This window comes from Terriglobus sp. TAA 43 (genome assembly GCF_000800015.1).
In the GTDB taxonomy this organism is placed as follows: domain Bacteria; phylum Acidobacteriota; class Terriglobia; order Terriglobales; family Acidobacteriaceae; genus Terriglobus.
The window spans coordinates 232,468-254,011 of record NZ_JUGR01000002.1 but is presented as its reverse complement, the minus strand read 5'-3'; the positions used below and the strand labels follow the sequence as shown (position 1 = coordinate 254,011).

Annotated in this window: 12 protein-coding genes; 9 read left to right on the top strand and 3 right to left on the bottom strand. The window is 56.3% G+C overall.

The genetic code is table 11. From position 1 onward, the window contains the following. Window positions 1-79 precede the first annotated feature (79 nt). Window positions 80-2,344: a tetratricopeptide repeat protein gene (locus M504_RS15645; RefSeq protein ID WP_232296321.1), complete on the top strand. Its 2,265-nt coding sequence runs from the start codon at window positions 80-82 to the stop codon at window positions 2,342-2,344. 13 nt (window positions 2,345-2,357) lie between these two features. Further along, complete coding sequence (locus M504_RS21490) at window positions 2,358-2,720, top strand: cytochrome c (protein ID WP_052200911.1); 363 nt, start codon at window positions 2,358-2,360, stop codon at window positions 2,718-2,720. A gap of 14 nt (window positions 2,721-2,734) precedes the next feature. On the opposite strand, the gene M504_RS15635 is transcribed toward M504_RS21490, so the two are convergent. Then, window positions 2,735-3,316, bottom strand: coding sequence for a hypothetical protein (locus M504_RS15635; RefSeq protein WP_047495528.1), 582 nt, complete (start codon window positions 3,314-3,316; stop codon window positions 2,735-2,737). Window positions 3,317-3,430: 114 nt separating this feature from the next. Between M504_RS15635 and M504_RS15630 the strand changes: the two genes are divergently transcribed. The 4 genes from M504_RS15630 to M504_RS15615 all read left to right on the top strand — a co-directional run bounded on the left by M504_RS15630 (window position 3,431) and on the right by M504_RS15615 (window position 9,169). Continuing rightward, window positions 3,431-6,268 (top strand): sensor histidine kinase, encoded by a 2,838-nt coding sequence (locus M504_RS15630; RefSeq protein WP_232296320.1) that lies wholly within the window; start codon window positions 3,431-3,433, stop codon window positions 6,266-6,268. Then, window positions 6,265-6,891, top strand: a complete 627-nt coding sequence (locus tag M504_RS15625) for a response regulator transcription factor (RefSeq protein WP_047495522.1) — start codon at window positions 6,265-6,267, stop codon at window positions 6,889-6,891. The genes M504_RS15630 and M504_RS15625 overlap by 4 nt, the downstream gene beginning before the upstream one ends. 52 nt (window positions 6,892-6,943) lie before the next feature. Beyond that, window positions 6,944-7,411 (top strand): hypothetical protein, encoded by a 468-nt coding sequence (locus M504_RS15620; RefSeq protein WP_232296319.1) that lies wholly within the window; start codon window positions 6,944-6,946, stop codon window positions 7,409-7,411. 93 nt (window positions 7,412-7,504) lie between these two features. Next, window positions 7,505-9,169, top strand: a complete 1,665-nt coding sequence (locus tag M504_RS15615; protein WP_052200910.1) for a carboxypeptidase regulatory-like domain-containing protein — start codon at window positions 7,505-7,507, stop codon at window positions 9,167-9,169. On the opposite strand, the gene M504_RS15610 is transcribed toward M504_RS15615, so the two are convergent. Continuing rightward, entirely contained in the window at window positions 9,163-10,938 is a 1,776-nt protein-coding gene (locus tag M504_RS15610; protein WP_232296318.1) for a CRTAC1 family protein, read from the bottom strand. The genes M504_RS15615 and M504_RS15610 overlap by 7 nt on opposite strands. Before the next feature lie 76 nt (window positions 10,939-11,014). After that, entirely contained in the window at window positions 11,015-14,917 is a 3,903-nt protein-coding gene (locus tag M504_RS15605) for an FG-GAP-like repeat-containing protein (protein WP_047495514.1), read from the bottom strand. Window positions 14,918-15,169: 252 nt separating this feature from the next. On the opposite strand from M504_RS15605, the gene M504_RS15600 reads away from it, so the two are divergent. From M504_RS15600 to M504_RS15590, 3 genes are all read left to right on the top strand, one after another. Further along, window positions 15,170-19,003, top strand: coding sequence for a carboxypeptidase regulatory-like domain-containing protein (locus M504_RS15600; protein ID WP_084214462.1), 3,834 nt, complete (start codon window positions 15,170-15,172; stop codon window positions 19,001-19,003). A gap of 91 nt (window positions 19,004-19,094) precedes the next feature. After that, the gene (locus M504_RS15595; protein ID WP_052200909.1) at window positions 19,095-20,261 is read left to right on the top strand and encodes a hypothetical protein; all 1,167 of its coding nucleotides are present in this window, start codon (window positions 19,095-19,097) and stop codon (window positions 20,259-20,261) included. 2 nt (window positions 20,262-20,263) lie between these two features. After that, window positions 20,264-21,466, top strand: coding sequence for a hypothetical protein (locus tag M504_RS15590; protein WP_047495512.1), 1,203 nt, complete (start codon window positions 20,264-20,266; stop codon window positions 21,464-21,466). Window positions 21,467-21,544: the final 78 nt, after the last annotated feature.

Sequence of the window (21,544 nt, the reverse complement as noted above, 5' to 3'; positions counted from 1 at the left end):
TGCTGTTTGTAATTAGATGCTTGGCAGACTGACAGTTTGCATTCGTCTGGCATACCATGTTGTGCACGTCAGGACGTCTATGTCTTCCTATCGTTTCACGCGTGTCTCGATCGGCTTTGTTCTGCTTTCCATGGCGCTTGCCGTGGGCAGCTTCGTTGTACGAAATGCTGTTCACGCGGCAACAGACGATGACACGCACAAGGCGGCACGCACGGCTTACAACGATAAGATTGCGGCGACATACAACTATCGTTATGGCAAGGATCATCCGTTCACGCCGTCGAACATGACCACGGATAACGGCGAATTCATCGATCCCAAGGACTTTCCCACGGCACAGTACTGTGGCCATTGTCACCAGGCCGCGCATCAGCAGTGGCGTGAGTCGGCCCACTCCAATTCCAACCGTGTGCCCTGGTATCTGAAGAACGTTGGGCTACTGAACGAGGAAAAGGGAATCGAGTTTTCGCGACACTGCGAGGGTTGCCATGATCCAATCGCCATGGTCGCGGGAGCACTGACGCAGGCCGGGCCGAAGAAGCGGCCTTATGACGCCGACGGTATCACCTGCTCCGTCTGTCACAGCATGCAGAAGAATGATCTGCGCGGAACGGGCAGTTACGTTCTGGCCGTGCCTGCAGTACTGGTCGATGAAACTGGTGCACCCATTCATCGCAAGGTTTCCGACCTGGAGATTCTTTCGCATCTCGACCGCCATTCCGCTGCCGTGATGAAGCCGTTCTATAGGACCAGCGAGTTTTGTGCGAGCTGTCACAAGGCCGCGCTGCCGCATGAGTTGAACGACTACAAATGGCAGCGCGCGATGACGCCATATGACGAATGGCAAAACTCGAGCTTTGCGAAACAGTCTCCCTTGCCGTTCTATGTAAAACCGGCGGTTTCCACCTGCGAGACGTGTCACATGCCTCGCGAGACGCTAACGGGTAAGGGGGATCCCGGCGCGAAGAACGGCCAGCTTGCTAGTCACCGCTGGCTCGGAGCGAACTCGCTGATCCCTGCCTATTACGGATATGAGGACCAGGCAAAACGCGTGCGCGAGTTCCTTGCGAACAGTGTCTTCAATGTCGATATCTTTTCCCTCGAGCGCGATGGCGAAAACGGCCAGCCCAACAGGATCATCGCGCCCCTGGGCACTGTGTCCTACGCAGTAGCTCCGGGTGAAAAGCTAACAGTCACGGTTGTGATTCAGAACAAGGGTGCCGCACATTCCCACGTTCCCGAACAGCGCGACATGTACGAAAGCTGGACGGCGTTCACGGTGAAGGACAGCAATGGTAAGTTGATCGGTCAGAGTGGCAACCTGCAGCCTTCCGGTGATCTTGATCCTGCGGCGCACAGTTTCACGAACCGGCTGATCAACAAGGAAGGAACGCTCAATGGGCAGCATGAGGTCTGGAACAATCGAGTTGTTGCTTACAACAACACGATACAGAGCGGCCGATCGCAACTTGTGCGTTACAGCTTCACCATTCCCAAGGACTGCACTGGATCGATCACCATTACGGCCGCGGTCAGGTATCGCCGCTTCGATCAGCAATTCATCAATTTCGCACTGAAGCCGAACTACCAGCAGCCGGTACTCGACATGGTGACGGCAACACGAACCATCAACATCGGCAAAACATTGCCATCTACACCCGACGCTGCCGAGAATCCTGTCTGGATGCGCTGGAACAACTACGGCATCGGCCTGCTGGATGCACAACAGTACGCAGCGAGCGTCAGCGCGTTCGAGCAAGTGGCGAAACTACGGCCGGACTATGCAGACGCGTATACGAATGTGGCCATTGCAGACATCCAGTGGGAAAGATACGCGGACGCTCTTCCGAGCTTGAACAAAGCTCTCGCGCTGTCTCCTGACAATGCTCGCGCGCTCTACTACCTTGCGCTGATCCAGCGGAATGAAGGGCAGGTCGATGAAGCTATTGTCAATCTGCGGAAGGTGGCGCAACAGTTTCCACGATCCCGCGATGCCCATCGTGAGCTTGGCTTCAGCCTTTACCAGAAGCAGCGTTACGCGGAGGCACGGACCGAGTATGAGGCGGTTCAGTCCATCGATCCAGACGATCTTGCGGCTCACTACAACCTATCGATCATCTATCGCCGACTTGGATTGAAGGAAGAGGCCAACAGGCAGGCCGCCTATTTTGCGGATCAGAAGGACGACCCCACTGCGAGTACCTTTGCGCTGGAGTACCTACGGAAGCACGGCGACATTGCGCAGGAATCCGTGCTGTGGCACACGCACGACCTGGATGCACACGGCAAACCCACTGCGGGTGAACTTACAACGAGCATGCTGCCGTCGCAGCAACAGCCTTGATGGTTGAGGATCAATGACACGCCACAGATTTACTCCTCAGCTTGCCTTCATACTGCTTCTCGCCATGTTTCTTTTGACGGCGCAACGGTCGTTCGCCCTCGATCCTCAAAGTGAAGCCGTGAAGGCGGGTGCTGTGCTGTTTGGCAAATCGGGCTGTACGTACTGTCACGGCCCTGCCGGAGCGGGGACCGAACGAGCGCCCTCGCTACGCGGTGTGTCGAGCCGACGCAGTGATGAGCAGATTCGGCACCAGATCCACGATGGCGGCCAGATGATGCCGCCCTTTGGTGAAGCGCTCACCGAAGATGAGATTGCGCAGCTCTCGGCGTTTCTGCAAGCGAAAGACGCATGGGACTTGGTCCCTCCGCCGAAGTGACTGCGGAAGGCATCTCAGTGCGTCGCGATCGCTACGGAAATGCTGATCCAACTACGTCCCAGGTAGAGCTTCAGCCCACCCGCAGGACCGCTCAACAGTTGTAGGGGACGAGGTCGCGGCATGCTTTGGTCCAGATTGGTATCTGCCTGCAGCAGTGTGTGGCCTCCCACATCGGTGACGATGAACTTGCCGTTGACCACTCCGGCGCCGTAAGCGCCCGGACCCAGAGGCCTGCCACCGATCATCAGAGTGCTTTCCGTGATCAGGTACATCTGATAAATCTCCTGCACGCTGCTGGCATAGCCACTGGTGTCAACCATTCCCATGAGCAGATATCCGTCTGGAATGAGCCTCGCACCGGCAGAGTTGCGCAGTTGAATGGGGGCACTCTGGCCTCGGTAATAGACAGTCGCGGGCATCAAGTGCTCCACCTGTGCATGCGTCAGCAACACCGGTGCCTGGTCGCCCTGTGCTGGGGACGTGGTGGAGTTCTGTGATTGGTTGGCAGCTGAGCCAGAGGTTGCATGGATTGCAGGCGCGACAGCCAACGTGAAAGCGACGGTAGCGACGGAAACCGCATTTGCCAGATAACCCATTGCCATCCTTTATCGCATGGAGAGGGTCTTGTTTGCTCTGATGGCTCGCACTCTTTGTTGCGCGAGTTAGGTGTGCGGCCTAATCTACTTCGTATGCCCGGCAGAATCACGCTGTTGCGCGCAACCCGCCAAGTTGCAAGCCAACTCCTACCGGCTTGTCTTGTTGCGGTGCTGTTGAGCATGCTGGCCGCAGCGCAGGACCTAAGGTATCTGCGACACGGCAGTTGGTCTACGGAAAATGGGCTTCCGCAGAATAGCGTTCATCAGATTCTGCAAACGAAGGACGGCTTCCTCTGGATTGCTACGGAAGACGGTATCGCGCGTTTTGATGGCGTAGCGTTCAAAACTTTCAAGCACGATAACGAGCCGACGTTTGCAAGCAATGATGCTTGCTGCCTTGCTGAGGAACCCTCGGGCGATCTCTGGGTAGGAACAAATGACGGCTTGTTGCGGTTGCGACGGGGTGTTTTCCAGCGCTTCAGTGAGAAAGACGGCCTTCCGTCGGCCGAAATCCTTGGACTGCAGGTAAATGCTTCCGGCGATCTGCTGGTACAGACGACGTCCGGCATAGCCGCACAGAGCGGCGAACGTTTTCTGCCGCGCGTTCACAAAATCTCTGATGACGCGGGCACGGTTTCTCCAGTTGTGAGAGGCCTTGGTGAAGAAGTCTGGGCTATGTCCGGTACGGGCGTAAAGGTGACGAAGCCTACGGCGACTCGCGAATGGACCATATCAACGGGCCTACCGGGTACACGCGTTGTGTCCCTCTTTGTGGATCGTCAGGGCAATGCATGGGTAGGCACCAACGATGGTCTCGCCGTCATCAGGCATGGAGGAGATCACACGGAAAGTATTGCGGCACTACGTGGAAACTCGGTTCTGCAAACCTACCAGGATCGCGAAGGGAACTACTGGACTGGGACAGAGTCCACAGGCCTGCATCTGCTGCACGCCGAAGTTTTTCGTGAGGCCGCGGGACTTGCCGACCAGACGCTGACATCCATTGTTCAGGGAAGCGATGGAGATATATGGGTAGGGACCCGGAACGATGGTCTTCGGCGTATCCGTGATGGACGGGTTGAAAATCCGGTTCGCGCGGACGCTCTCACCAGCCGCTTCATTCTTGCGCTGGCGCCGGGGCGCTACGGTGATGTCTGGGCGGGAACTCCGGATGGGTTGAATCACATTGATTCCACCGGCAAGGTACAGCGTTTCACATCGGCGGACATGCTACCGGATGACTACATCCGCGCCTTAACAGCGGGATCGGATGGAGCCATCTGGGTTGGCACGCGCAAAGGCCTCATCCGCCTGAAGGGAACCAACGCAAAGGTCTTTACGAGTGCTGACGGATTAGGGGCAGACCTGATTGGATCATTGCTCTCTGCAAGCAGTGGTGACTTATGGGTAGGCACCTCCGGCGGTCTTTCAAAGCTGACTTCAGATGGTCGATTGGTCACCTACACGACCAAAGACGGCTTACGATCTCCGCTTGTGTCAGCGCTTGCAGAGTCGCCCGCTGGAACCGTGTGGGCAGGTACCACTGATGGAACCATAAGCCGCGTGAAGGACAACCACATCTCAACCGTCCGAAGCTCATCGTTGCTCGTGGGCAAGATCTCAGCTTTGCTTGCCGATCGGGCAGGGTTTATGTGGATACGTGGCGAACACTCTCTATTGCGTGTTGCCGTTGCAGACCTGAACAGCTGCATTGACAAAGGGGAGCGCTGTGTTCTGCCGCTGCAGCGGTACACCAAGGCGGACGGTCTCCCAGACTCGGAAATTGTCGCAGGCGGATCACCGTTACTTTGGCAGATGCAGGATGGGGAGGTCTGGTCGGCAACGCAGAAAGGCGCGGCAATCGCCTCAGGCCAACCCATTCCAGTCACTCAATCGTTCCCTGTCGTCATCGACCGGATGTTGGTGGACGGCACCGAGCAGAGTCTGCAACGCGGTCCGTTAACCCTCGGCCCTGGCGATTCGCGTGTCGACATTGAATATGCGGGACTAAGTCTTGCTTCCGCGCTCCGTGTCGAGTATCGCTATCGGCTCGACGGATTTGATCGGGACTGGACGGTCGCTGGCACGCGACGAACAGCAACCTACACCAATCTGCCACCACGGATGTATACGTTTTACGTGGAAGCCAGGGCCAGTGATGGCACATGGCTCCAGCCGCCAGCGGCACTAGCGTTCCGTGTCACGCCACCTGCGTACAGGCGATGGTGGTTCATACTTTCGGCCTTTCTGCTCGCCACGGCCGCCGCCGTTGCACTGTACCGGCTAAGGCTTCGAAGACTACGGCGGGAGTTCGAGGTTGTGCTGGGTGAACGCAACCGGATCGCCCGTGAAATACACGACACCCTGGCGCAGGATTTTGTCGGTATCGCACTGCAGCTTGACCTCGCTTCGCAGTTCCTTGCAGGCGGAGAAGCTGAGTCTGCTCAGCGGCAGGTACAGTCAACCCGGAAACTCGTGATGGAGGGGCTTGCAGAAGCACGGCGAAGCATCTGGGATTTACGCGCAATCAGCAGCAAGGATAGTTTGCCGACACGTCTGGCTGCGCTGGTCGATCGATATTCGGGGCCGTCCCTCGCTATCAAGCTTCAGGTGGGTGGTGCCTATCGCCAACTTCCTGCTCGTGTTGAAGAGGAAGTCTTACGCATCGCGCAGGAGGCGCTGTCGAACATCCAACGGCATTCTGGTGTCGAAACCGCACACGTTCAATTGCATTTCGGGACGAATATCCTGATGATGACTGTCAGAGATCAGGGCTGTGGTTTCAGCGTCGATGAGCAACAGGCATTCCTGCAAGGGCATTTTGGTGTAAGCGGCATGCGCGAACGAGCAGCGGCTATAGGAGCGAAACTCCTTATCGAAAGCGAAGTTGGCCAAGGGACAACCGTAACGCTACGCGCGAACATTGCTGGGGAAGAGGGGAGACAGTCATGAACACAAAGATTAGGCTCATGGTTGTCGAGGATCATCATGTCGTACGCGAAGGTCTCGTCGCACTTTTGTCTTCCGTCAAAGAGATCGAAGTGGTTGCTTCCGTCAGCGACGGTGATAAGGCCGTAACAAGCTTCTCCTCGCTGCATCCGGACGTAACCCTGATGGATCTGCAACTGCCGGGTATGGGTGGTGCAGAGGCGACGCGGAAGATTCGTGAACAAGCACCTGACGCGCGTGTCATCGTGCTGACCACTTACGATGGCGATGAAGATATCTTCCGGGCGCTGCAGGCTGGCGCGTGCGGCTATCTTCTGAAAGGCATGCCGTTTGATGAGTTGGTGCAAGCCATTTATGCCGTACATCGTGGCGAGTCGCGCATCCCTTCTCAGATCGCCGACAAACTGGCTGAACGCAGCAAGAGCGAACAACTCACGCCGCGCGAGATTCATGTTCTGGAGCGTATTGTCGCTGGCAGGGCGAACAAAGACATCGCATCCGACTTGTCCATTTCGGAGGCAACCGTGAAGACCCACGTGAACAACCTGCTTGCCAAGCTCGGCGTAGTCGATAGAACGCAAGCGGCAACGGCTGCATTACAACGCGGTTTCGCCCGTTTAAGGTAAAACGATGTTCGCATGCCGTGCCTGGATCTGTTCTCTGATACTTGTGCTTGTGATGCCGTTCAATCGTGCTGAACCCAAGCCTGTCTGGCGCGCTGCAAGTCCGTCCGAACTCGAGGCATTTCTGCCCGCACGCGCTCCTGTGGACAAGGAGCACATTGAGACGGAACTGCGAACCGCAACCGGTATAAGGGACGACCAAGGCCGTACCGTGGCCGCTGTCGTCTTGATCACCGCCGGTTATGCCGCAGAAGGACGCTATTCGCATTACCTGCTCACCCAGACCACACTGCGTGTGGGAGACACGCTCGTATTGAAGCCAGGAGCCTATGTGCTGGGCTGGACGCGGGTGGCGGAGGGATTAAATGTGCGCGTGTACGACGCACGAACCGGAGCGGAGTTGGGAGCCGTAATAGCTCACCCATATAAAACCAGGGTTCGCGTTGAACCGATTCATATCTGGCCGCCTACCGAGAACAGCGTCATCCAGATTGGCCGCTACTTTCTGACTTACCATCTTTGAACGTTGACGGCCCAACCGGATGGTAAGTTCTGCTTCGACACTCTTCTGCAACATGCGTAACATCTGCGAGTAAGGTTTCTTGTCATCCACGTCATGCGGTCAAAGCCGATAGCTCGAAGCATCTCCGTTCTGTCGTATGCCGGCGCGTTGCTGGGTTTTCTGTCCCTTGGACTCTGCGTAAGTCTGCCGCCGGCGAGCGCCTGGGCGCAGATTCAACAATCGCAGGACAACGCCGTGCTTTCCGGACGCGTTGTTGATGCGACGGGAAAACCGCAACCCGGCGCACGGGTATATGCAGAACCACGCGATGGCATGAAAGTCGTGCAGACAGAGGCAGACACTTCCGGAGAGTTTCTGATCCGCTCCTTGAAGTCCGGCAGCTACACAATTCACGCGTCCAGCCACGGTTTTGAGAGCAACCGGTCAACGCTTGCTGTAGCGAAGGACTCTCGGCAGAACATCACGATTGTGCTGAACTCTACAGTTGCGCCAGATACAAGCGTCGCCGGTTCGGCCGAGCCCAGCGACAGCATCAGTCTCCTGGATAAGCCAAGCTTCGCCGTGGCGGGTGTGACCGATTGGACTGCGGTCGGCGGCCATGGTTCTGACGCCACTCTGCGCACAAGTGAAGAACTGAATCGGGAAGCGCTGGCGCTGCGAACCCAAACGCTTTCGGCTGGTGTGGGCGCGGCCAAAGCGGAAGAGGAAAATAAGCTGCGTGCCACGGTTTCTGCGTCCCCTTCAAGTTACGAAGCAAACCGTGATCTCGGTTCGTTTTATGTGAAGCAAGCGCAGTTCCAGAAGGCAGTTCCAATCCTTGAAAAAGCTGCGCGCCTAAACGGTGACCAGCCTGTGGACGAATACAACCTCGCCCTGGCGTGCAATGGTGTCGGTGATTTTGCCGCAGCGCAACTTCACATCCAACGGGCCCTGGCGCAAAGCGATGCGGCAGATTTTCACCGGCTATCGGGAGAGATCGAGGAGAAACTCGGGAACCCACTGGCTGCGGTCCAACAGTATCAACGTGCCACGCAACTCGATTCCAATGAGGCGAATTACTTCGCATGGGGGACCGAACTTTTGCTTCATCGCGCCATCTGGCAGGCGGCAGATGTCTTTGCGAGCGGCTCAAAAAAGTATCCCACTTCTGTGCGAATGAAGACTGCCTGGGGCGCGGCACTTTTTGCTGGTGCTCTGTATGACGAGGCAGCAGAGAAGATCTGCGAAGCCTCCGACATGGAAGCGGCCGCTCGCGAGCCTTACCTGTTCGCTGGACAGATCGTGTTGACGTCATCGTCCGTCAACAAATGTGTGGGACCACTGCTTGAACGGTTTGTTCACCAGCATCCAGATGACGCGAAGGCGAACTACTTCTACGCCATGTTTCTTCTGAAACCGAGCGGAACAGGCGCAGTGGACCGGGTTCGTCAATTGCTGCTGCGAACGGTTGCAGTGGATCCAAAATTCAGCGATGGCTATCTGCAACTCGGCATCATGCTGGCCGGACAGAAGGACTACGGCGGAGCGATCGCTTATTACCGGAAAGCGCTGGAAGCAGATCCGCAGAACAGCGAAGCGCACTATCGTCTTGGCGTTGCGTATGACCGCACAGGCGAACCCGCCCAGGCAAAAGCGGAGTATCAGCAGCATGAGCAGATCGACGCAGCAAATGCGGCGCGAATGGAAACAGAGCGACGCGCGGTGAAGCAATTCTCGATCGTTCCAAATGCCTCGTCAGCGCCTGCCACGCATCAGTAGCCAAATGTATTTCCCGGCATCGCTCGTTGCACAATTCCATGTCCTTCCCGAATGGTGAGAATTCGATTCGCACCTACCCGGGTAAAGCGCTCTACCCGTTGCGTCGTGGGCCACTTTACCTCCACCACGTCTGCAACGGTGGCCGTGCCCAGACCAAAGTGGAGGCGCAGGTCGCTTTGTGACATAACACTGGTGCCACTGTGTACTTCGTCCATCTGGGTATGTTTTCCCGTCGTTACTCTCACCCGCGCGCCAATCGCCGTGCGGTTGCACTTTGTGCCAACCAGCTTGATCTTGATCCAGTTTCCACGATGATGGCTGACATTCTGTAGAAGGGATGGAGGGTCGTTCATGTTGAGTATGAGCGCGTCTATGCCTCCATCATTGTCGTAATCTCCGAAGGCCGCGCCGCGGCTTGAAAACTTCTCCGCGATCCCTGGTCCCATGCGGGATGAGACATCCTGAAAGCTTCCATTGCCGAGATTGCGGTACACGGTGCGAGGATTCTTGTAACTCTGCGAAAAATGGTAGTTATCGATTTCGGGATAGACATGCCCGTTGATCTGCATAACATCAAGCCAGCCGTTGTTATCGTAGTCAAGGAAGCCGCAACCCCAGGCGACATACTGGTTGTTGCCGCCTACGCCAGCGGTGAAGCTTACATCTGTGTAAGTTCCATCGCCGTTGCAGTGATACAGGTTTGAGCTATCATCCGCGAAGTTCGTTTTAAAGATATCGAACCATCCATCGCAGTCGTAGTCCCCGACGGCAACGCCCATGCCTGCCTGCTCGTGACCGCCGTCACTGTAAGCGCAGCCCGCACCCACGGCCACATCGGTGAATGTGCCGTCATGATTGTTCTTAAACAGGATGCTGGGCTGTGAATCAACAGCCACATAGATATCGGGCCAGCCGTCATTGTCGAAATCGTAGGAGACAGCGGTGATGGAATAACGTGGCCCCGGCTTCAAGATGCCTGACTGATCGGAGACATCGGTGAAAGTCCCGTCGCCGTTGTTATGGAACAGGAGATTTGTATCGGGCGGCAGACCACGTGGTCCGCACATGACCGGTACTCCCTTCCACTGGCAGAAGTGACTATCGTCGGACGTGTTCATGTGCTGCGGATCAAGCTTCAGATAGTTACAGACGAATAAGTCAAGGAACCCGTCCCGATCGTAATCCAGGAAGGTGCAGCCAGCTCCCCAACGCACCTCCTCCCGATACAGCCCCGCCTTTCGCGTCACATCGGTGAAGGTGCCATTTCCATTGTTGTGGAAGAGGATGTTGTGGCCCCAGAAGCAGCAGAACAGATCGTCCCAGCCGTCGTTGTTGTAATCGCCGACACAGACACCCGTCTGCCATCCTGTGATACCCAGCCCGGAACCCTCCGTTACATCGGTAAAGGTGCCGTCGCGGTTGTTTTTATATAAGTGCGATGTGGGCGCCTTACCCTTCGGCCACTGCGTATCGAGACGGTCACCGTTCGTGAGATAAATGTCGAGCCAGCCATCGTGATCGTAATCAAAAAAGGCCAGTCCGCTGCCTTTCGCCTCAATGATCGATCGTTTGTGATCAACTCCGCCCCAGACTCCAGGCGATGTGAGGCCAGCTTTCGCCGCGACGTCCACGAACTGCACTGGAGATATACCTGTGGCTGACGACGGCGTCGTAGTCGTTGTGCTCGACTTGGCCATTTGCAAAAGCGACGGGTCGGTCCACTTCCACAGGGGCGTTGCAAGTGCTTCCGTTAATGCGCCGCTGAGCATGAACGCGGATGTGCCAAGGAATCTCCGCCTGGGTAAAAGCATGACGGCAATTATAGGTGCGAGTGGCGAGGCTTCACTACGGTTGTGCGTCGAGTACTGCGATGCCTTGCTTGGCTGCAGTGTTATCAGGTTTGAGCGTTAGTAACCCTTGCAACGCCTCTCGCGCCTTTGCCCTTTGCCCTTCCAATACGTAGAGCCGGGCCAGGTTCAAATACGACTCATCAAAGGTGGGAACAAGGCGGACGCAGGTCTGGAACTGCCGTTCCGCCTCGGCATAATCCTTGTCGTGAACGGCGAGCACTCCAAGATTATTCAGGGCCTCAGGATAGTCGGGTCGCAGGACGAGCGCCTTACGTAGATAGTCCGTGGCAATCTTCGATTGATTCTGTTGTGCGTACAGCATGCCCACACTGTAGTTAATTTCCGGATCATCAGGCTGAAGCGCAAGTGCCTGTGTCAGGTAGTCTTCCGCTTCGTGGAAGGACCGATTTCGACGATATACGTTCCCCAGATTCACCAGTGCGGTTGCGTAACCCGGTCGCAGCACGAGGGATTGGCGGAAGTTCTGTATCGCTTCTTCCATCTGTCCCAGCTGTCCGGCAAGCATACCCAGGTTGTTCCATGCTTCCGGATAGTCCGGCTTCAAACTTAGTGTTTTTTGTAGATATTGCTTTGCCTCTTCAAAGCGGTTCCGGCGCAGACTGAGCGTGCCGAGATTGTAGTAACCTTCCGCGTCATTCGGCCGCGCGGCAACTACCTGCTGGAAGGATGCGGCAGCCTGTTCCAGGTACCCATGCTGGAACATGGCTACGCCATAGGTAAAGTCATTGCGAACAAACTGAGCCTCGTGCAGTGTGCCGGGGAAGGGAAGTGCTTTCGCGAATCGCTGCTGCTGCGTTGCCGGAATGGATCGTGCGTCGGCAACCACTTGTTGCACGCTTACTGTGCCCTGGTACACCTTCACGATCATTCCCTGGCTATCAAGCAGGAACCATCCAGGCAAAGGCAGGTTACGGCGACGATCGTACAGGTACCGAAAGATGATGTTGTAGATCCCCGCAATATCTTGGGTTGCGAAGAGTACGGGGAAGTTGAATTTCTGCCTTGCGGCATACTCGCGCGCTTTTTGTAGGCTTTCCGCTCGGTCGACGTTGACTGTCAGGAGTTCCACTCCAGCCGCTTGCATGGCTCGCTGGTCCCTTTGCAATCGCACTAGTTGATCGCTGCAAGCGGGTGAGTCGATCGACCAGAAGTGGAGAAGTGTCACTTTCCCCTCCGTGGAGGACAACGTTCGCATCGACCCGGCAAGATCGGGCAGGCTGAACCCAGGCGCTTTCAAGGGATCCAACAACCACGTGTGCACAGGCTCCGCCGGAGAAGTATGTGAGTCGTGTGCGGATTCCGCTGACTCGTGTATAGCTGGACTGCTGCTGAACGGCTTTGCCGTGAAGGTAGCTTTTCCCTCGGTCAGTTCGATCTGGTGATTTGCTGGCAGTTCCTTGAACTGCTGCACCAGACCGCTGGGCCAATGTACTGTCGCATCGATCGACGTTTGCGCATGGCCAATCCCAAAGAACAGGTTTTTGGAATGTTGTGCGAGAAAGCCCGAACCAGCCTGCACATAACGCGTCTGCTTTAGATCCCCCACCGTAAGTGTGATCGCAGTGCCGATCGCATCACGATTGCTGGTGGTTCCCCGCAGGCGAAATGGGATGGAACCGCCGATGTCTTTCAGCGTGTTGCGAAGGATGCGGATTTGCGGAGCATTGCGATTCTTCAGAATGATTTCGAGACGGCCGTCATGGTCAAGGTCCGCTAGAGCAAAGGAGCGGCCATCCTCCAGAAAGTCCAATCCCGCTGGTCCGGAAACTTCGGAGAAAGTGCCATCACGGTTATTCGCAAGTAAGACGTTACGTTCGTTGCCGCTCCATGAGTTATCGGTACGGATCAATTCGTTGAGTGCGTTCCAACCGTGCTCGTACGCCAGCGAGGGTGTTGCTGCGTCGGATGATTTTCCCACCACCTGACGCCAGAAGAAGCTGCCGAGGTCGATATCCTTGACGACTTGGTTTCTGACGTTCCGCTTTCCTTCAGTGGCTGCCGTCCCGTCTTGCACTGGAGAGGTGATGTAGCCGTTTGTCACATAGATGTCTTGGAAACCATCATGGTCAAAATCAAGGAAGTCGGAGCACCATGCCCAGCGGCCAACCTCAACGTCTGCTGATGCGCTGACGTTTTGAAAAGTACCGTCACCCTGATTGCGGTAGAGCGCGTTGCCACGGGCATGCGTGCGGTACAGTGCGCGGATCGCCTCTGGGCTCTTCTCGTGAAATAGCTTCTGCTGCGAGACGCGCTGTCCAGCCGCAGACCACATGTTGGCGGCATACAAGTCAGCATTTCCATCGTTGTTGATGTCTGCCCAAGCCGCGCTCATCCCGGCTCCTACGTCTTGAACGTGGGCCTGGGTCGAAACTGCCTTGAACGTTCCGTTTCCCTGATTGCGATAAAGATTGTTCCGGCCGAAATCGTTGACCACATATAGGTCCGGAGATCCGCTCTTTACAGATTCTCCCCATGCGCATGCAAAGCTGTAGCGGTCATTCTCTGCAGTGAGTCCAGATGCTTCCGTTCGATCCACAAAGGCGGCATCGCCTTCATTGTGAAATAGGAAGTTCGGTGGTCCGTTCCGCGCATCGAAGTAGGGCATTGGATAGTGGTATTGATCCAATCCCAAGTAATAGCTATAGACGCAGAAGTAGATGTCGAGCCGTCCATCGCCATCGTAGTCGGCGACAGCGGCATGGGTGAAGGTGCCCTCCGGTGGACGGGAAAACCGGAAGGCGTCATGCTTGCGTTCGAACGTACCGTCGCCGCGATTGAGAAAGAGCAATGGCCCGGTGCCACAGACCACCAGGAGATCCTGCCGGCCGATGTTGCGAAAGTCAGCAAAGATGGCGCATGCAGTGTTGTCCAGCACGGCAACGCCAGCCTTCTCGGTCACATCTTCGAATGTGCCATCGCCACGGTTGCGGTACAACCGGTTCGGCAGCCCAGCGGGCTGACAGATGTAGAGGTCATCGAAGCCATCCCCGTCATAATCACCGGCGGCTACGCCATTGTTGCCGTAGACATCAATGCCGCTCGCTCCGTCCAACTGCGTGCGCCACTCATCTGCACCTCGAAGCAACTGTTCTCTGTACGATGGAACATTTCCGAGCGACCGCGGGGTGATGTCCACAAACGCGGGGCCCTGCAGTACGGTCCGCTTCTCCAATGTTGGTTGCCAGCGGCGCAGGTTCCAAGACTCGGCATCGGTTCCGGAAGAGGAGCGGCTCCAATCCATCTGCCACAATCCAATCCGCTGTTCTCTTTCGTCTTTCGGCGACGTTGCGACGATGCTGTATCGAACGTTCGTTCTCACACTAAGCGGTTCGCCGGGTAATACATCAATTGCTGTTATCTCTAACTCAGCAACTCGAATGTGCAGATCTGACGGCAGCCAACGTTCCAACTCCCGCACGAGTCGTTCACCCGGTTGCGTAAGCGCAGGGTTGAATTCGCGCGTGAAACTGTGAATGCCGCCTTCCTGGCGTAGTGCCACCTCGCGCGTCGGAACAAACGATGACGCTTCAAGCGAGTCATGGAAAGAAGTTCGGAGCCTGGCGAAGTCTCGTTCTTTCAGGCAAACGGTCCAGCTGTCGAGAATCAGCCCGATCTCGTGAGCGTAGCCCTCAGTGACAAATTCATCTGAACCCGGGCGCAGTCTGCGCAGTACGTCCTCAAGCGGTGACCTAGCCGGATAACTTGGATCATAGCGCAGGTCGACGAGTGACAACGGGGGCGGGGAAGACGCCTGGCTCAGGGTGGACTTCCACTCACCAATGAGGGGCGATGCACGAAGAAGGAGCGGCGTCAGACCCAATCCCTTCAGGAGACTGCGTCGGCTCAACTGCTGGAAACCGGTAGGTGGAAGCGCCATGATCCGTGTGCATCAGCTTGCGCCTGTGCGCCTGCTGCCTTCCAGCAAACGTAGCATACGCGCAGCCCGACGTCAGGGGACCGGAAGCCGTTGGTGAGGTATCTCGAGCCGAGTTTCCAGCCTAAAAATTATCTCAACCAAAAGGTTGACACGTTCAGAAAAGGGAACTTAGTATGGGCACCTCACACGAGCGGACCCACCGTCGGTTCTCTCTCTGCAAGACTTTTGATTTGCCCTTAAAGGGGGTTTCGGATGGCTTTTGCGCGCAGAATACTCGGTGGAATTCAGCATCTTCATCTAACCGCTCCTGTCGTCGGCTTGGTTCTGATGCTTGTGATGGGGGCAGCCCATGCGCAGGTCGACCAGGGTGCCATCACGGGCGTGGTACAGGATTCAACCGGCGCGGTGGTCCCGAACGCCGACGTGAAATTGCTGAACACGGATCAGGGAATCAGCCTTGAATCCAAGACCGGCGATGGCGGCATTTACACTTTCTCACCGGTCCGTATTGGGCATTACACCATCACTGTTTCAGCGCCGGGTTTTTCTGCGACAACACAGCAGAATCTGACTGTGACGGTCGGTCAGAATCTCAAAGTAAACATTGCTCTCAAAACTGGTTCCACGTCCGATACCGTGACTGTTTCTACGGCTCCTCCGCAATTGCAGGCGGACGAAGCTTCCGTCGGCCAGATTGTGGATCAGCACACCATTAATTCTCTTCCACTGAACGGTCGTAACTTCACGTTTCTGGCGCAGCTAAGCGCGGGCGTTAATAGTTCTCAGGCAGACACGCGCGGTAATGCCGCTTCCGGTGCGTTTACTGCAAACGGACTGCAACCAGCCCAGAACAACTACCTGCTCGATGGAATCGATAACAATTCCAACGCCGCCGACTTTCTGAACGGTACGAATTTCGTCATCCTGCCGCCAGTGGACGCTATCCAGGAATTCAAGGTGCAAACGGCAGATTTCAGTGCAGAGCTTGGTCGCTCTGCTGGTGCCGTACTGAATGCAACCATCAAGTCAGGTACAAATGCTTTCCACGGCGCAGTCTGGGAATTCTTCCGCAACGATAAGCTGGACGCGGCGGACTGGTTTGAGAACAACAATGGTCGTCCAAAGGGAAGGCTTCGGCAGAACCAGTTTGGCGCCTCAATAGGCGGGCCGATCTTTAAGAACAAGGCCTTCTTCTTTGGGGATTACGAGGGGCTTCGGCGCGTGCAGGGCACGGTGCTGCCCGGCTCGGTTCCCACCGCGCTGGAACGCAACAGTGGCTACACGAACCTTACCGACATGATCACGCTGCAGACAGGCGGAAATCGCACGGATTACCTGGGACGCAGCATCCCTTTTGGAACCGTTATGGATCCGGCAACCACCAGGGCAGTGACTGCGGGTGTCGTGGATCCTGTCTCTGGCAGAGCGGCGACAACTACCGGTTTCGCGCGCGACCCGTTCGGCACCTGCTCCCCAAGCACGCCGGCGTTCACGTTGGCCGCTTGTAATCTGAACCAGATTCCGGCGGGCCGTATTGACCAAAACTCCGTCAAGTTGTTGAATCTCTATCCCGCACCGACCTCGTCGGGATATTCGAACAATTTTGCCAACAGCCCTCGGCTATTTGAGCACCGCAATGCGTTCGACGTGCGTCTGGATTTCAACCCCAGCGACAAGGATCAGATCTTCGGCCGGTTCAGCTATGTGGACGATCCGCAATTCGTTCCCAGCATCTTCGGCGGAGTCGCGGACGGCGGAGCCTTCCAGCAGGGTATTCAGACAGCGAAATCAAATCAGGCTGTGTTGGCCTACACGCACGTATTCACACCAAGCACCATCAACGTGGCTCGCGTCGGCTTCAACCACCTGCACACCACGCGCGCGGGTCCGAACAGCAGTGTGAGTGGCATCCCCGCGCAGTACGGTATCCAGGGAATCCCGCAGGGTGGCCTTAACGGCGGCCTGCCGGCAATCTTAATATCTGGTCTCAGCAACCTTGGCACCAGCGATTACCTGCCCTCCGATGAAGTCAGCCAGACACTGCAATTCGTCGACGATTTCACCAAGGTGTATGGCAAGAACAGCTTCAAGGCAGGTTTCGAATACCAGGATGTGCACTTCAACACTCTGCAACCACCGTTCGGCAAGGGTGAGTTCAGCTTCACCGGCAACTTTACCGGCGTGCCTAACCAGGCGGGTGATTTGACCGGTCGCGCTGCATTCCTGCTGACACCCACGGCGGCCACGGTTCCCAATGGGGTCGGCTACGTCGGTGGCTCCAACCAGGTACAGGCTTCCGCCATCAGCAAGACCTATGACGCACGCGGTTACTATGCCGCTTACTTCCAGGATGACATCAAGCTAACCCCCTCGTTTACCTTGAATGTCGGTCTGCGTTGGGACTACTTCACCCCTATCGCGGAAACAAATGGCGCTCAGGCGAACTTTGTGCAGGGCGGTCCGCCGAATGGCGCGCCTACGTTCATCGTGCCCGCCAGTGGCAAGGCGCCTCGGCAGTTCTCATCCACGGCCAATAATCCATCTCTGAACGGTGCGGGATTCCTTGATCTGTTGGCGAAAGATGGCATCAACCTTCTGGTGACGGACCAGTACGGCAAGGGAGTCCTTCAAACGCAGAAGAATAACTTTGCGCCGCGCTTCGGATTCGCTTGGACTGCAACTCCCAAGCTTGTGATCCGCTCGGGCATTGGACTGTTCTTCAACGCATTTGAGAATGCGGGGTATGGACCGAACATCGGACGTAACTACCCGTTCTCATACTCATATAACTTCCAGAACAACGGATCGGACTCGGCATCGTTCGGCACGGGGGCAAACCCGTACGGAACATGTTCGACAGCCGGACCGGGCGGCAGCGCAACCATGGAATCTGGCCTTACATGCGCGGCGTTCACGCCTCTGGCAGTGCGTGCGTCTGGCATCGGACTCTCGGGATTGCAGTTTGATTTCAAGACGCCGAATACGGTCAGCAGCAACCTCAGCATCCAGTACGCGCTCACCAATAACATGTCGTTCACCGCGGCCTATGTGTACACGCATGCCAGCCATCTACAGGCGAGCATCGGAAACAATCGCGTGTCGCAACTGATTCCCAATGGCACGCCGTTGGTGCGTAACGTCAATAATCCTGATACTCCGACCAACCATAACTACATCCCGTTCCCCGACTTCGCGACTAATGGCAGTTATCAACGGACACTGGGTGCAAGTGTGTACAACGGATTGCAAACCAAGCTTGAGCAGAGGCTCTCGCACGGTTTCACCTATCTGTTGACGTACACCTATTCCAAGACCATGACTAACTCCGGAGACCTTCTGAACGGTGGCAGCGTGAGCGGATTCCGGGCGCCTTACATTCCGGCATTCGGTACGGGTGCAGACTGGAGCCTGGCGGCATTCGATATCCGCAATGTGTTCCACGGCAGTGGCGGATACGAACTGCCCTTCGGCACAAACAAGAAGTTCCTTGCCAATTCCGGCAAGGTGACCAATATGCTTGTCGGCGACTGGAGCCTGCAGTACATCGTTACGCTTCAAAATGGCCAGCCAATCACCATCGGCTGCCCGACCGCAGTCACAGCCGGTTCTAGCTGCTACTCGGTGCATGCCCCGGGACAAGATCAGAAGCGGGGTATTCGCCGTGCGGTTGTGGGGAACACCTCCAACCTGTACTGGTTTAACAACCCGGCGGCCTTCCAGCAGCCCTGCCCTTACACCTTCAACGGGCCTACGCCGACCATTGCGAATTGCCAGATGCTTACGGGACAGCAGGCACTTGGCGCAACCTCTGCCACTACCTACGGACCACCGTTCAAGCGTTTTGATTTCTCTGTGTTCAAGAACTTCAAATTCAATGAGCGGGTGTCGATGCAGTTCCGCTCTGAGTTCTTCAACATCCTGAACCATCCGAACTTCAACGCACCGGGCTTCGGCGGAAATGGTGTAGTGGCCATCGGCAACTCACTTAACTTCAACGACACAACGAACTTTGGACGAATCGGTTCAACACGCGACGCTCCGAACGATCCGCGTCAGATCCAGTTCGCCCTCAAGCTGTATTACTAGTAAGCGGCCCGGGCTTTTGGGTTGACCGAAGGGTCAATTCCGAAGCACCGGGCCTGACTGTTTCACCCGGCTTGCTTACTTCGCGAAGGAAATGGCTATTCACGGTCGTTCATCTTTTGACCTCTTCGATCCACGCCTCTTGAGCCTCAACAGGCGTGATTTTCTTCGCGATGTTGCCGGCATGGCGCTCGGTTCGGCTTTGGTTGGTGGCAGTCCTTTCCTGCACGGTCAGACGATTCGCCAGAAGCGCAAGGTGATCGTAGTGACCTTTGGAGGAGGAGCGCGGGATCAGGAAACGTTTGCGCCTCAGGGCCAGGCGAACATTCCTCACCTGCTGCAGGAATTGGCTCCTCAGTCCAGCTTCTTTACGCACATGACGAACCAGGGCATCCTGGGTCATTACGTCGCGACGGCTAGCCTGATCACGGGCGTCTATGAAACGTTTAATAACTTTTCTGCCGTTCCACCGGCAAACCCCACCGCGTTTGAATATTTCCGCAAAGACCTACGTCGGCCAGCATCGAACACATGGGTCGTGGCGCCCAGCAATGGGTTCAATCGCATTGGCGAAAGCGACTATCGCTCCTACGGCCCAGGTTTCGGAGCAGGTGTCATTCTTCCCAAGCACTTGTTGAGTGCAGCCACTCGCGGAAAAGCTGGCAACCTGGACCATATTCTGCGCGATAACTATGAGACTCCACTCTTTACTCCGGTACTAGGAGGCGGCGAGGTCGAACTACAGCAGCTTGAGAATGTCCTGAAGCTGTCCGTGGAAGACTTCATGTCGCATGCGCGGACGTTATCGAGTCCAGACGAGCTATCGCTCTACGTCGTCAAGCAGTTGATGCGTCAGCAATCTCCTAGCTTTCTGTGGCTCACAATGCATGACATTGATGTTGCGCATACCGGCGCGTACTCACTGTATGTTGAGGCGATCCAGCGCACCGACCGACTGTGCGCCGATCTCTGGAAGGCTGTTCAAAGCGACCCGGAGTATGCAGGAAACACCACGATGTTCATCCTTCCGGATTTTGGGCGGGACGCCGACTTTGTGGCAGGCGGCAATGGATTTCAGCATCACAGAACGGGCGATGCGGCCTCTCGTACCACCTGGATGATGGCCCTGGGTGCTGGTGTTCGCCAGGGCGTGGTCTACGATCGCGTCGTGCAACCCATTGATCTGGTTCCCACACTGGGTTCTCTGATGGGTTTTACCGCAGGCCGCGCGCAAGGGTCGCCTATTCGAGAGTTGCTATAGTCATGCTCCCCACATCACTGGTTGCCGGTAACTTTCTGCAGTATCAGCCCGAAGCACGCGGCATCGCTGTGTCACACCTAGAGCTCTTCCGGCGTATGCCGCTGAGCTTTCTTCCCAGCTTGCTCCAGGAACTAATTGAGTACGACCACAATTTTCCGGCAGAGCGCGATGCTTTGGGCAGCGAATTGAACTACCTGAGCAATCTTTCGCAGACGCAGCTGGAACGCGTGTTCAAAGAGTTTGCACAGATCCAGGTATCCGGGGAACAAAGCAAGCTTGATTGGGTCAATCAGCCCCTAACGTTCACTGAGGCTTTCTCCGCTAACTTATGGAGTACGCATCAGATGATCGCTTTTCAGAAAGCGGCCGCCACGTATAGCGAGGGATTGCACGCGGCCATCCCGGCTCGATTGCCGGTCGTGCCCAGGTTGGGCATCGCGGTTATCGGTGCAGGGGTAGATTCTTACTCCAACATTCTCTTTGCGCAGCTGCGGCCGCACGGTACTTATTTCAGCAATATTCAGCCCGAAGGTGGTATGGAAAAGCTGTTGGCGGCAACTGTGTCCCGCGCCAAAAGCCACCCCATTCCTTTTGGGCATTGGTACGTCGATGGCGGCAAATCAGCGGGCGCCAATCCAAGTCTCGCCTGTGTGTCTTACGATGCTCTCTTGCCGGCGCGCAGAGCTCTTCTGGACAAAATTCAAAACGAGGTAGGCAAGCCCGGTACTGGGCCGGAAAGCCTGCGGAACTACATTGCGCACCTGCAGCCAGAACAGTTGGGACTTGGCGGAGGAACACTGGATCGATTCCAGATGAAGCTGCTGACTGACGGTTCCGGCACGCAGATATTCAGCACCACCTTTGCTCAATGGACAGCGCGCGAGGTGCTGCGACGGGCCTCAGCGACGACCCTGCTCGTACGGTTTGCGCCTAGACAACGGCAAAGACCCATGAACGAGTTGCTTTCAAATGTCCAGCGAGAGGTTGAGCTTGATCCGGTTGGCTCGCTGATCGATGCGGACATGGCTGCGTACTACCAGTGGATCAATCAGCAACGGTTGCCGGGACACGATCGGTCAGTGTTCCTCGTCTGGTTCGAAGGCCACCGCCAGGCGCTTGCAATTGGTCCTACACTTCCGCGCGGAGTTGAGTCCAAGTCTGCGCTGGACCTGGGGGCATTGCTTGCTGTTGCGATGGGAACCTGAGGCTTGTCGGGAGCAGGGCTATGCAGACGAAAGATATCAAGAGTTCCGCCGGGACCGCTGTACTGATGTGAGAGCAAT

Coding starts and splice junctions, on each gene's coding strand:
- M504_RS15645 (WP_232296321.1), top strand. CDS start 80: ATGTCTTCCTATCGTTTCACGCGTGTCTCGATCGGCTTTGTTCTGCTT.
- M504_RS21490 (WP_052200911.1), top strand. CDS start 2,358: ATGACACGCCACAGATTTACTCCTCAGCTTGCCTTCATACTGCTTCTC.
- M504_RS15635 (WP_047495528.1), bottom strand. CDS start 3,316: ATGGGTTATCTGGCAAATGCGGTTTCCGTCGCTACCGTCGCTTTCACG.
- M504_RS15625 (WP_047495522.1), top strand. CDS start 6,265: ATGAACACAAAGATTAGGCTCATGGTTGTCGAGGATCATCATGTCGTA.
- M504_RS15620 (WP_232296319.1), top strand. CDS start 6,944: ATGCCGTTCAATCGTGCTGAACCCAAGCCTGTCTGGCGCGCTGCAAGT.
- M504_RS15615 (WP_052200910.1), top strand. CDS start 7,505: ATGCGGTCAAAGCCGATAGCTCGAAGCATCTCCGTTCTGTCGTATGCC.
- M504_RS15610 (WP_232296318.1), bottom strand. CDS start 10,938: ATGCTCAGCGGCGCATTAACGGAAGCACTTGCAACGCCCCTGTGGAAG.
- M504_RS15605 (WP_047495514.1), bottom strand. CDS start 14,917: ATGGCGCTTCCACCTACCGGTTTCCAGCAGTTGAGCCGACGCAGTCTC.
- M504_RS15600 (WP_084214462.1), top strand. CDS start 15,170: ATGGCTTTTGCGCGCAGAATACTCGGTGGAATTCAGCATCTTCATCTA.
- M504_RS15595 (WP_052200909.1), top strand. CDS start 19,095: ATGGCTATTCACGGTCGTTCATCTTTTGACCTCTTCGATCCACGCCTC.
- M504_RS15590 (WP_047495512.1), top strand. CDS start 20,264: ATGCTCCCCACATCACTGGTTGCCGGTAACTTTCTGCAGTATCAGCCC.